Here is a 12171-nt window from a genome sequence, read left to right as displayed (position 1 = left end):
CGCCCGCGCGGGCGCATTCCCGATCGTTCAGCCCGCGGCGGCGGCGCGGATCGTCGACACCTGGTACAGGGCGACGGATGCGGCGATGCCGGCGTTGAGGGACTCGGTCGCCGCCTCGATGGGGATCGACACGATCTGGTCGCACGTCTCGGTGACGAGACGCGAGAGCCCCTTGCCCTCGCTGCCGACGACGATGACGACCGGCCGGTCGGCGAGCTCGAGCGCGGGAAGAGAGACGTCTCCGCCGCCGTCCAGGCCCAGCACGAAGACCCCCTGGCGCTTGAAGTCCTTGAGCGTCGAGGTGAGGTTGGGGGCGACCGCGACCGGGATGCGGGCGGCGGCGCCGGCGCTCGTCTTCCAGGCGGCGCTGTTGACGCTCGCAGACCGTCGCTGCGGCACGATCACGCCGTCGCCGCCGAACGCACCGGTCGAGCGGATGATGGCGCCGAGGTTGCGCGGGTCGGTGATGCCGTCGAGGGCGACGAAGAGCGGCACTCGCCCCTCGCCGATCACCTTCTCGAGCAGATCGTGCGGATGCGCGTACTCGTACGGTGGCACCTTGACCGCGACGCCCTGGTGCACACCGTCGAATCCGGCCATGCGGTCGAGCTCGGGGCGGGTGACCTCGAGCACCGGGATGTCGCGGTGCGTCGCGATCGAGAGCATCTCCTTCACGCGGTCGTCCATCTCCACCCGCTGGGCGATGTAGAACGCCGTCGCCGGGATCTTCGCGCGCAGCGCCTCCAGCACCGAGTTGCGGCCGGTGACCACCTCGGTGTCGTCGTCCTTCTTCGCGCGCGGGCGCCCGCTGGAACCCGGCTTCTGCGGCGGCTTTCCCCGGCCTCCCGCCGCGGCGTACCGCTCGGCCGCGGCCTTGCGCTTGCCGGCGACGTGCCAGCTGCGATCCTCGGCCTTGGGCGTGGGCCCCTTGCCCTCGAGGGCCTTGCGGCCGAGACCGCCGGTACCCTTCAGCGGCCCCTTCTTCTTGCCCTTGCCTGCGCCCGGGCGTGCTGGTTTAGCCATTCTGAACACTCCAATGGGTCCCCTCGGGACCGTCTTCGAGAGCGATGCCGGCCGCCGCGATCGCGTCGCGGATGCGGTCGGCCCCCGCCCAGTCCTTCGCGGCGCGCGCTTCGGCACGCTGCGTGATCATCGTCTGCACGAGCGCGTCGAGCGCCGCATCCATCCGCTGCGCCGCGTCATCCGTGCGGCGACGGGACTGCCGGGGGTCGATGCCCAGCACGTCCAGCATCGCGTGGACGCGCGTCCACGCCGTCGCGGCAGCATCCCGATCGCCCCGGTCGAGCGCGGCGTTGCCCTCCCGCACCGTCTCGTGGAGGACCGCGAGCGCCTGGGGCACGCCGAGATCGTCGTCCATGGCCTCGGCGAAGGCCTCGGGAAGGGCTTGGCCACGGAACCACGCGAATGAGAGTTCTTCGTCGGCGGGGACCGCGCGCAGGTAGCGCTGCTGAAACCCCTCGATGCGCTCGAGGGCCGCTCGGGCCTCTTCGTACGAACGCTCGGAGAGGTCGAGCGTCGATCGGTAGTGCGCCGCGGCCAGCGCATACCGCACGACGATCGGATCGTGGCGCTCGAGAACGTCCTCGGCGAGCACAAAATTGCCGAGCGACTTCGACATCTTCTGACCGTCGACGGTGACCAGGCCGTTGTGCACCCAGTACCGCGCGAACCCGTCGCCGGCCGCCGTCGACTGCGCCAGCTCGTTTTCGTGGTGCGGAAAACGCAGGTCGAGTCCGCCGCCGTGGATGTCGAAGTCCGGTCCCAGATACCGGCGCGACATCGCCGAGCACTCGATGTGCCAGCCGGGGCGTCCCGGACCCCACGCCGAATCCCACACCGCACTCTCGGGCTCACCGGCCTTCGCACCCTTCCAGAGCGCGAAGTCGCGCGGGTCGCGCTTGCCGCGCGGATCGGCGTCCTCGGCCGCCTCCATCGCGTCCGGCGACTGATTGGTCAGCGTGCCGTACGACGACCACGACCGCACGTCGAAGTACACGTCGCCCGAGCCGGCGGGGTCGGGGTAGGCGTGCCCGCGCTCGATCAGTCGCTCGATGAGCCACTGCATCTGCGGGATCGACGCCGTCGCACGCGGCTCGTACGTGGGGGCCAGGATCCCGATCGCGCTGTAGGCGGCGGTGAACTCGCGCTCCATGCGATAGGCCAGCGCCCACCACGGCTCGTCGTCGGTCGCGTTCTGCAGCACCTTGTCGTCGATGTCGGTGACGTTGCGCACGAGAGTCACCCGCCCGAAACGGTGAGCGAGCCAGCGTCGCAGGATGTCGAAGCTCAGCGCCGCGCGGACATGGCCGATGTGCGGGCCGGACTGGACGGTCGGGCCGCAGACGTACATCGTCACCTTCGACGCGTCGAGCGGCACGAACTCGCGCAGGGCCTGCGCCTTGGTGTCGTAGAGCCGCACAGTCACCCGCACAGCCTACCCGTGCGGCCCCCGCCGCCCGGGGGATCGCGCAGCGGACGCGGCGGGCGCAGCGGTCGCGACGCGATAGAACTGAGAGGTGATCTCCGCCCTCGCCGTCCTCGCCGCCGCGATGCTCTTCGGCACCACGGGCACCTCTCAGGCACTCGGCCCCGACGGCACGACTCCGCTGTCGATCGGCGCAGTGCGTCTCGTCGTCGGGGGCACGGGGCTCGCGGTGTTCGCCTTCGCGCTCGCGGCACGCGCGCATCGGCGCGGCCGCGCCGCGCCCAACCCCCGGCTCGGGCGTGAGCCGATCCTCCTGATGGTGCTCACGGGCCTGTGCCTCGCGCTCTACCAGCCGCTCTTCTTCCTCGGCACGGACCGCAACGGCGTCGCCGTGGGCACCGTGATCGCCCTGGGCTCGGCCCCCATCCTCGCGGGACTGCTCGAATGGGCCCTCACCCGCCGCATGCCGAGCGCCACCTGGATGGTCGCGACCGGTCTCGCCACGGCCGGGGTAGTGCTGCTCGGGTTCGGCGGAGGCGCGGATGCCGGGGGCACCGGGGGCACCGACATGCTGGGCATCGCGGGGTCGGTCGGGGCGGGCGCGACGTTCGCGATCATCGCCAACGCGCAGCGCCGGCTGCTCGACGCGGGCTGGGATCCCTTCACGGTCGTCGGGGCGATGGGGGCGAGCTCTGCGGGCCTGTCCGCTCTCGTCCTGCCCTTCGTCGACCTCCGCTGGCTCGGCGAGCCGGCCGGCCTCGTGATGGCCCTGTGGCTGGGCCTTGCGACGATATCGATCGCCTACGTGCTGTTCACCTGGGGCCTGAACGGGCTCACGGCGGCGACCGCCGCGACGCTGACGCTCGGCGAACCGCTGACCGCCAGCATCCTGGGTCTGAGCGTTCTCGGCGAGCGGCTCAGCGCCCTGGCGATCGCGGGGCTGATCGTGCTCGCCGCGGGCCTGGCCGCCCTCGCGTGGGGCTCGCGGACGCCCCGGGACCCGAAGCCCTTCGCCGTGGAGGCGTGAGCGCCATGCCGCACGCACACGACGCCCCGCTCGAGATCCGCGACGACGACCTGACGGGTTCGGCGACCCGAGCCCTCATCGCGCGTCACCTCGCCGGGATGCACGAGGACTCGCCGCCGGAGAGCGTGCACGCGCTGGGCATCGACGCCCTGACGGGGCCCGGGATGCGGGTGTGGTCGGCGTGGTATGGGGCTGAGCTCGCCGGCGTGGCCGCGCTGAAACGCCTCGACGACGAGCGCGGCGAGCTCAAGTCCATGCGCGTCGATGATCGATTTCTGGGGCGCGGTGTCGGGCGCGCGCTGCTGCGCCACGCGATTGCCGCCGCGCGTGTCGCGGGGCTGAGCAGCCTCTGGCTCGAAACCGGGTCGCCGGACTCGTTCGAACCCGCCGGCCGGCTCTACGCGAGCGAGGGGTTTGTCACCTGCGGGCCCTTCCCGCCGTACGTCGAGGACCCGTTCTCGGTGTTCATGACGCTCGATATCGCTCAGCGCTGACGCGGGCCCCTTCCGTCCGGCGCGGCCCGCGCGACCCGCGCGACCGGCGCGCCCGGCGCGCCGCGGCGGCGAACCCACATTTTTGCAGCGAGCCCACACTCGTCGCATGGTGGCTCGCTGCAAAAATGTGGGTTCGGGGTGCTGGCGATCGCAGGCGCCGCAAGCGACGGCGGCGGCGTCACGCCGGTGCGGGTACTGACCGGGCAGCGACGGCGAGCGGTCAGGTCAGGTCAGGTCAGACGGGCAGCAGCAGCGCCACGGCGAACGCCGCGACACCCTCGCCCCGACCCGTGAAGCCCAGCCCGTCGGTGGTCGTCGCCGACACCGCGACCGGCGCGCCGAGGGCGGCCGAGAGCACCTGCTCGGCCTCCGCGCGACGCCCCGCGAAGCGTGGCCGGTTGGCCTGCACCTGCACCGTCACGTTGCCGATGCGCCAGCCCGCCTCGCCGACGAGCGCACGCGTGCGGGCGAGGAACGCCTCGGCATGCGCGCCGGTGAACTCGGGACGGGATGTGCCGAAGTGCGTGCCGATGTCGCCGAGACCGGCTGCCGAGAGCACCGCGTCGACGATCGCGTGCGCCACGGCATCGCCGTCGGAGTGACCCGACAGCGCCTGCTCGCCTGGCCAGCGAAGCCCCGCCAGCCACAGATCGCCCTCGCCCCCGAAACCGTGCACGTCGGTGCCGATACCCACGCGCGGCGCAGCGATAGCGGCCTCCAGCGCAACGGGCGGCTCCGGCTCGGCTCCGGGCTCGGCATCCGTCACCAGCGCCCGCGCCCGCTCGAGGTCCGCGGGCGTCGTGATCTTGAACGCCCGCGCGTCGCCCTCGACCGTCGAGACGGCGTGGCCCTGTGCCGCCACGAGCGCGGTGTCGTCTGTGTACTCGCGCGTCGCGGCGCGATATGCCGCCACGAGCATCGCGCGCGGGAAGCCCTGCGGTGTCTGTGCGGCCGCGAGCGGCTCGCGATCGACGGCCTCGACGACCGCGGTGCCCTCGACGCGCTTGAGCGTGTCGATGACGGGCAACACCGGGACGACGCCGGATGCTGTCTCCTCGACCGCCGCGACGACCCTCTCGAACACCGCCGGCGGTGTCAGCGCGCGGGCCGCGTCGTGCACGAGCACGACCTCGACGTCGGCCCACAGGGCCGCGAGGCCCGCGGCGACGGACTCCTGACGCGTCGCGCCCCCGACGACGACATGCACCAGATCCCGCCGGCGCCCCGAAGGAGGCGGGGTGACGGCATCCATCGCGTCGGCGACGGCAAGCGCCTCGGTCAGCGCGTCACCCTCGCGCCCGGATGGTGCGACGATGACGATCTGCGCGGACGGGGCCCGAAGCACTCGCCGAAGGGCGTGATGCAGGATGCTGCTGCCGTCGATGCCGACGAGCGCTTTGGGTTCGCCCGCGCCGAGTCGGGTGCCCGATCCGGCGGCGACGACGATGATGCCGACGCGCGGCGATGGCGTGATGCTCACGCCGGGAGCCTAGCTGGCGAGGACCTCGTCGAGGACGACGCTCGCGCGCTCCTCGTCGGTCTTCTCTGCAAGGGCGAGCTCGGAGATGAGGATCTGCCGGGCCTTGGCCAGCATCCGCTTCTCACCCGCCGACAGACCGCGGTCCTGATCGCGGCGCCACAGGTCGCGCACGACCTCGCTGACCTTGATCACATCGCCGGAGGCGAGCTTCTCGAGATTCGCCTTGTACCGACGCGACCAGTTCGTGGGCTCTTCGGTGAACGGGGCGCGCAGCACCTCGAAGACGCGCTCGAGACCCTCCTTGCCGATCACATCGCGAACTCCGACGAGGTCGACGTTGTCGGCCGGAACCTCGATGGTCAGATCACCCTGCGTCACCCTGAGCTTGAGATAGATCTTCTCTTCGCCCTTGATGATCCGAGTCTTCACTTCGGCGATGGTGGCCGCCCCGTGGTGCGGGTAAACGACCGTTTCGCCAACCTCAAAAAGCATGCAGTTATGTCCTTTCGGCAACCAACAGAATACCACAGGGGCCATACGCTAAGGTTCGCCGAGCACGGTCCGAGGGTCCGCCCGTGCGACGCCCTAGAATGCAATGAACGCCCGTCATCTCCCTGGAGGACCCGTGAAATCCCGTCGGCTTGCACCCCTGGCCCTCATCGCCGCCGTCATGGTCGGCACGTCGGGATGCGCGATGCTCGCCCCGCAGGCCACCACGATCGAGTACAACCCCGCCGAGGGCGCGGGCGCCACGACGGGCTCCGTGGTCGTCAGCAACGCGGTCGTCGTCTCGGAGGACGGTGAGGACGGCAACCTCATCGCCGCCTTCACCAACGAGAGCGACGAGGCCCAGACGGTCAGCATCGAGTTCGAGGGGTCGTCCTCGACCGAGACTCTGCGCATCCCCGCCATGAGCAGCATCAGCCTGGGCATGGACCCGGACGCGGATTCCGAGACGGCCGAGGGGCGCGTGGACGGCGGCGAGCCAATTCTGCTCGAGGGCATCGACACACCTCCGGGCGCGACGCTGCCGATCTACTTCCAGTCCGGCGATGCCGAGGGCGAGCTCATCCAGGTTCCAGTGCTCGACGGATCGGTCGAGTACCTGGCGCCCTTCGTCCCGTAGGGACTGCTCGGAGCGTGCCGCTGCGCCGCGAGCTTGACGAAGGCGGTGACCGACCCTCGCCCTTCGGTACCCCGGATCCAAGTCTCTGCGGCGGGGCTCTTCGAGGCCAGATAGTGTCACCGTGAACGCGGGCCCCGCTTCACATCCTGACGTCCTCGACGGGTGGCCGTGCGTGGCGCGCCCTGAGCTTGTCGAAGGGCCCCCGTGAGCCCGTGCTACGCGCCCTGAGCTCGTCGAAGGGCGGCGCATACCCGTCACGCGCCCTAGATGAAAGCATTCTCACTAAGTATCTCGCCGCGGGGCGTCGGAAGTACATAGCTTCGACGGTCAATGTCGGAGGATCCGCTTAGAGTTCGAATATGAACACCAGACCGGGCGGCGACGCACCCGACGACAACGTCGATCGTGTCGACAGCGCCGTCGGCGTGGACGCTGACGTTGACGTCGAGGGCGTTGGCGTCGACGGTGTGGATGCTGTCGCGGCGGCCCTTGCGGCGAAGTACGCGGCCGCGGTGGCAGGGGTGGCCTCGGCCGAAGCTGAGGTCATGGCGGTGCTGGCTGAGGCGCAGGCGGTGGGTTTGGAGCGGGTCGCGGAGATCCCCCGCAGCGCTGGCCGCGAAGCCGAACTTCCGCTACGGGCCCTCGCTGCGGAGCTGGGGGCGTGTGCACGGCAACCCGACCGGTCGGTACAGCGGCGGATGAACGACGCCCACACCCTCGTGACGCGCTTCGCGGCGTCGTTTGAGGCGCTGGCCGCGGGTGTCGTGTCGGTCGGGCATGTGCGGGCGATCGTCGAACACGGGGTGAAACTCACCGACCCGAAGATTCGGGCCTCGTTCGAGGTCGAGGCTTTGGAGCGGGCCGCGTCCACCACGCCCGGGCGGCTCGGACCGCAGCTCGCGCGGCTCGTGGAGCAGGTGCAGCCGACGACGTTCGCCGAGCGCCACAAGACCGCGCGGGAAGGACGCGGGGTGTGGGTGCAGGACGTCGCCGACGGCATGACCGAACTCCTCCTCCGGGGCCCGGCGGTGCCCGTGCACGGCATCCACGACATGATCACCCACATCGCCCGCGACGTCCTCAACACCGCACACGCCGCCCAAGACACGGACGCGGCTCAAGCCGCGGACGCGGGCGCGGCTGAAGCCGCGGATGCCGGGGCTGATGAGGAGTCCGACGCCGAGTGCGAAGCCCCGGTGGATTCTCGGACGCTGGATCAGGTGCGTGCCGACGTGCTCATGGAGATGGTCCTCACCCACCGCATCGACACCGAGACCGGTGAAGGGCTCGGTGACGGGCACGGTGAGCTCGCGTCGATCCGCGCGACGGTCAACGTCACCGTCCCCGCCCTCGCACTCGCTGGGGTGACGGATGACCCCGCGGAGCTGGTGGGGCGGGCGCCGATCGACCTCGACACCGCACGAATACTCGCCGCCTCGGTACCGGGATGGGAACGGGTGCTGGCTGATCCGATCACCGGCGGAGTCCTTGCCGTCGACAGGTACACGCGTTCGGCGGACTTGACCCGACATTTGAGGGTGAGGGATCCGCACTGCAGATTCCCGGGCTGCCGCATGCCCACCCACCGCTGCGACGTCGACCACGGCCAAGACTTCGCCCTCGGCGGAGCCACCGACCACAGAAACCTCTGCGCGCTGTGTCGACGACATCACACTCTGAAGGGTGAGACGCCCTGGCGGGTGAAACATCATCCGGGCGGGGTGATCGAGTGGATATCACCCGGCGGACTCCACTACATCGACACCCCACCACCGGTCACCATCGGATTCGTGCCCGACCTTGAGGACGCACCCTTCTGATCCCGACCTCGGACGCGCCAGCCAGCTCCGACCCCAGCCACCCCGGCCCCGCCAGGGGCCCAGCACCGCCAGGGGCCCAGCACCGCCAGCACCGCCCACGCCGTCAGCGATGCTGCCGAAGCGACCGTGCCACGTTCAGGACTCGAAGCGGTAGCCGAGCCCGCGCACGGTCACCAGCATCGACGGCTCGCTGGGCGTGCGCTCGATGCGGGAGCGGATGCGCTTGATGTGGACGTCGAGCGTCTTCGTGTCGCCGAAGTAGTCGCTCCCCCACACGCGATCGATCAGCTGCCCACGCGTGAGCACGCGCCCCGCGTTGCGCATGAGCACCTCGAGCAGCTCGAACTCCTTGAGCGGCATGCTGATCTCGGCGCCATCGACCGACACCGCGTGCCGGTCGATGTCGAGCGTGACCCGGCCCCCCGTGAGGATGTGGTCCTCGAGATCGACCTCGGGCTCAGCGGTCCGCCGCAGAACCGCACGCATGCGCGCGAGCAGCTCACGCGAGGAGTAGGGCTTGGTGACGTAGTCATCGGCACCGAGCTCCAGCCCCACGACGATGTCGACCTCGGAATCCTTGGCCGTCACCATGATGATCGGCACCGCGGAGGTCTGACGGATGCGCCGGCACACCTCCGTGCCGGGCATGCCGGGCAGCATCAGATCCAGCAGCACGATGTCGCAGCCGTGCTCCTCGAACGACGTGATCGCCGCGGGACCGTCCTCGGCGATCTCCACGTCATAGCCCTCGCGCCGCATCAAATAGGCGAGAGGATCGGCGAGATCGGGCTCGTCCTCGACGAGCAGAACCCGGGTCATGTCGTTGCTTCTCCCTCGGTGGTGGTCGTGCGTGTCGTGCCGCCAGCGGCCGGTCGCGACGGTGCGGCCTGGCGTCGTTTGCGGGCGAGCGGGTCGGCGCCGCGACGGCGGCGTTTGGCTTTCTCGGGATGACTCTCGGCGGCGATGCGCGGCAGCCGGATCGTGAACGTCGACCCCCGGCCCGGCCGCGACCACACCCGAACCTCACCGCCGTGACGCTGCACGGCATGCTTGACGATCGCGAGGCCCAGCCCGGTGCCGCCGGTGCGGCGCGAGCGTGCACCATCGGCGCGATAGAAGCGCTCGAAGATGCGCTGCTGATCACTCTCGGCGATGCCGATGCCCTGATCGGCCACCGCGATCTCGACGATCGTGTCGTCGGCGCGCACACCCACCCCCACGCGACCGCCGCGCGGCGAGTAGGCGATGGCGTTGGCGATCAGATTGCCGACCGCTTCGATGAGCATCGTCGGATCGCCGCGCACGACCGCACCGCGATCGCCGCCGCGAACAAGACTCACGCCCGCCGAGTCGGCCTGCACCGCGTGGGCTTCGACCGAGGCGGCGACGACCTCGTCGATCGACACGTCGCGAGGCTCGGGCAGCTCGTCGGCGGACTGCAGCCGCGAAAGATCCATGATGCGGCCGGTCAGACGCGTCAGGCGCGCCGCCTCCGCCTGCAGTCGGGCCGCGAAGACGCGGACCTGCGGCGGGTCGTCGGCGGCGGACTCGATGGCCTCCGAGAGCAGACTCACGGCTCCGACCGGCGTCTTCAGCTCGTGACTGGTGTTGGCGACGAAGTCGTAGCGCATCTGCTCGAGACGCTCCTGCTCGGTCACGTCGTCGACCACGAGCAGCACGTGCGTGCCATCGAGCGCCGCCGCGCGCGCCGACACCAGACGTCCCTCCGTCGCGAGGGAGCCGGACCCTCCCGCCGCACGACGCATGCGGAAACGCGACGTCTGCGGCTGCCCCGACGCCCGCGACGCACGCACCAGCGCGCGGAGGTCCTCGACCGTGACGACCTCGCCCGACGACATCCCGAAACTCGGCGCGGCGGGCGATGCGGCGACCACCGTGAGGGAGGCATCCACGACCGACGCGGCACCCTCCATCGCATCGAGCACCTGAAGCACGCCGTCGGGCACGATCGCCGACGCCGCCGCCTCGGCGCGCTGCGCGATACGGAGGGCGGTGAAGATCATCGCCGTCAGACCGACGCCGATGACGACTCCTCCCAGCAGCGCAAGGAGCGCGATCTGCACGGGGTCCATAAGACCCCAGCGTACGGTCACGGACTCGCGCCGATCGCGCAAGCCCCCTCTGCCCCCGTCGGCGCGCCGGTAGTATTCACCGCTCAGGCACCAATCGTTAACCTTCGCTCGGGATGATCGCGGAGGTTGTGCGGCGCCGTGTCCGTCTGCCGGGAAAGGGATCACACCGTGCGCGAAGTCTTCCACCAGTCGCTCGAGGATGTGCAGGCGCGTCTCGTCGAGATCTCCGAGCTCGTCGCGATCGCCATCGAGCACGCCACACAGGCCTTCGGCACGAGCGACGTCTCGCTCGCCGAGCAGGTCATCGAGGCCGACGCCGTCATCGACGAGAAGGCCATCGCCCTCGACGAACTCGCCATCGAGATCCTCGCCCGCCAGCAGCCCGTCGCGCGCGACCTGCGCATCGTCGTCAGCGCGCTGCGCATGTCGGCGTCGCTCGAGCGCATGGGCGACATCGCCGAACACATCGCGCAGCTCACCCGCTACCGGTTCCCCGAGCGCGCGATCCCCAAGGGTCTCAAGAGCACGTTCACGAGCATGGGACAGATCGACGTCGAGATGGCCCGCCTGCTCGCGGAGCTGCTGCGCACGCAGGACATCACGATCGCCGAACAGCTGCGCAACCTCGATGACAAGCTCGACGAGCTGCACGTCTCGGTCTTCGAGAAGGTCCTCGGCGAGAACTGGCAGGGCGAGGCGATGGCCACCGTCGACGCCACGCTCGCGAGCCGCTACCACGAACGTTTCGGCGACCATGCCGAGTCGGTCGCCAAGAAGGTGGTCTATCTCGCCACCGGCGACTGGACGACCAGCCCCGACACCGAGTAGTCACCAACGAAAGAAGGGAGCGGATGCCTGGGCCCAGGCATCCGCTCCCTTCGTCGTCACGGGGTCAGTGCTTGGCGCCCTGCGCGGCAACGGCGGCAGCACCCGCCGCAGCGGCCTCGGGGTCGAGGTACTCGCCCGGTCCGAGCGGCTCGAGGTTCTCGTCGAGACGGTAGACCAGCGGGATGCCGGTGGGGATGTTGAGCTCGGAGATGTCGTCGTCGCTGATGCCCTCGAGGTGCTTGACGAGGCCGCGCAGCGAGTTTCCGTGCGCCGTGACGAGCACCGTCTTGCCGGCCTTGAGGTCGGGGGCGATGTCGCTGTGCCAGTAAGGCAGCATGCGGTCGATGACGAGCTTGAGCGATTCGGTGCGGGGGATCTCCCCGTCGATCCCGACATAGCGGGGGTCGTTCACCTGGCTGTACTCGTCGTCATCGGCCAGCACGGGCGGCGGCACGTCGAACGAACGGCGCCACAGCATGAACTGTTCCTGGCCGAACTCCGCGAGCGTCTGCGCCTTGTCCTTGCCCTGGAGCGCCCCGTAGTGACGCTCGTTCAGGCGCCAGGAGCGCTTGACCGGGATCCACAGGCGGTCGGCGGCGTCGAGGGCGAGGTCGGCGGTCTGGATCGCCCGGCTCAGCACCGACGTGTGCAGCACGTCGGGCAGGAGTCCCGACTCGGCGAGCAGCTCACCGCCGCGCGTGGCCTCGGACTTGCCGAGCTCGGTCAGACGCACGTCCACCCAGCCGGTGAAGAGATTCAGTTCGTTCCATTCGCTCTGGCCGTGGCGGAGCAGGATCAGGGTATGGGGCGCGGTCATGGGGCCATGATATCGACGCCCGGCAAACGCCGTGCCGCCA

Annotated in this window: 12 protein-coding genes; 5 read left to right on the top strand and 7 right to left on the bottom strand. The window is 70.3% G+C overall.

Going from position 1 to position 12171, the window contains the following annotated elements:
• Positions 1–27 precede the first annotated feature (27 nt).
• Complete coding sequence (rlmB, locus tag AB2L57_RS05205) at positions 28–1023, bottom strand: 23S rRNA (guanosine(2251)-2'-O)-methyltransferase RlmB (protein WP_292813892.1); 996 nt, start codon at positions 1021–1023, stop codon at positions 28–30.
• Positions 1016–2446, bottom strand: coding sequence for a cysteine--tRNA ligase (gene cysS / locus AB2L57_RS05200; RefSeq protein WP_292813889.1), 1431 nt, complete (start codon positions 2444–2446; stop codon positions 1016–1018). Before cysS ends, rlmB begins: the two co-directional genes overlap by 8 nt.
• A gap of 91 nt (positions 2447–2537) precedes the next feature.
• Between cysS and AB2L57_RS05195 the strand changes: the two genes are divergently transcribed.
• Positions 2538–3473, top strand: coding sequence for an EamA family transporter (locus AB2L57_RS05195; protein ID WP_292813888.1), 936 nt, complete (start codon positions 2538–2540; stop codon positions 3471–3473).
• 5 nt (positions 3474–3478) lie between these two features.
• Positions 3479–3967 carry a GNAT family N-acetyltransferase gene (locus AB2L57_RS05190; protein WP_409048235.1) on the top strand — a complete coding sequence of 163 codons (489 nt, stop codon included), beginning with the start codon at positions 3479–3481 and terminating at the stop codon, positions 3965–3967.
• A gap of 235 nt (positions 3968–4202) precedes the next feature.
• On the opposite strand, the gene ispD is transcribed toward AB2L57_RS05190, so the two are convergent.
• Both ispD and AB2L57_RS05180 read right to left on the bottom strand, forming a co-directional pair.
• Complete coding sequence (ispD, locus tag AB2L57_RS05185) at positions 4203–5447, bottom strand: 2-C-methyl-D-erythritol 4-phosphate cytidylyltransferase (protein WP_292813883.1); 1245 nt, start codon at positions 5445–5447, stop codon at positions 4203–4205.
• A gap of 9 nt (positions 5448–5456) precedes the next feature.
• A complete protein-coding gene (locus tag AB2L57_RS05180) occupies positions 5457–5939 on the bottom strand; it encodes a CarD family transcriptional regulator (protein ID WP_292813880.1) in 483 nt (160 codons plus the stop codon).
• Between the two features lie 133 nt (positions 5940–6072).
• Here AB2L57_RS05180 and AB2L57_RS05175 point away from each other — a divergent pair, with 133 nt between their 5' ends.
• Positions 6073–6573 carry a DNA modification methylase gene (locus tag AB2L57_RS05175; protein WP_409048234.1) on the top strand — a complete coding sequence of 167 codons (501 nt, stop codon included), beginning with the start codon at positions 6073–6075 and terminating at the stop codon, positions 6571–6573.
• A gap of 359 nt (positions 6574–6932) precedes the next feature.
• Positions 6933–8393, top strand: coding sequence for a DUF222 domain-containing protein (locus AB2L57_RS05170; protein WP_409048233.1), 1461 nt, complete (start codon positions 6933–6935; stop codon positions 8391–8393).
• A gap of 135 nt (positions 8394–8528) precedes the next feature.
• On the opposite strand, the gene AB2L57_RS05165 is transcribed toward AB2L57_RS05170, so the two are convergent.
• Positions 8529–9212 carry a response regulator transcription factor gene (locus tag AB2L57_RS05165; protein ID WP_292815691.1) on the bottom strand — a complete coding sequence of 228 codons (684 nt, stop codon included), beginning with the start codon at positions 9210–9212 and terminating at the stop codon, positions 8529–8531.
• Positions 9209–10486, bottom strand: coding sequence for a cell wall metabolism sensor histidine kinase WalK (locus tag AB2L57_RS05160; RefSeq protein ID WP_292815695.1), 1278 nt, complete (start codon positions 10484–10486; stop codon positions 9209–9211). Before AB2L57_RS05160 ends, AB2L57_RS05165 begins: the two co-directional genes overlap by 4 nt.
• A gap of 168 nt (positions 10487–10654) precedes the next feature.
• Here AB2L57_RS05160 and phoU point away from each other — a divergent pair, with 168 nt between their 5' ends.
• Positions 10655–11314, top strand: a complete 660-nt coding sequence (phoU, locus tag AB2L57_RS05155; RefSeq protein ID WP_292815688.1) for a phosphate signaling complex protein PhoU — start codon at positions 10655–10657, stop codon at positions 11312–11314.
• 64 nt (positions 11315–11378) lie between these two features.
• Here phoU and AB2L57_RS05150 read toward each other — a convergent pair whose 3' ends face one another.
• On the bottom strand, positions 11379–12131 hold the full coding sequence (locus tag AB2L57_RS05150) for a phosphoglyceromutase (RefSeq protein WP_292812821.1): 753 nt from the start codon (positions 12129–12131) through the stop codon (positions 11379–11381).
• Between the last annotated feature and the right edge of the window lie 40 nt (positions 12132–12171).

The sequence above is a fragment of the Microbacterium sp. HA-8 genome (genome assembly GCF_046111165.1).
Taxonomy (GTDB): domain Bacteria; phylum Actinomycetota; class Actinomycetes; order Actinomycetales; family Microbacteriaceae; genus Microbacterium.
This window is presented reverse-complemented; position numbering and strand designations above follow the sequence as displayed.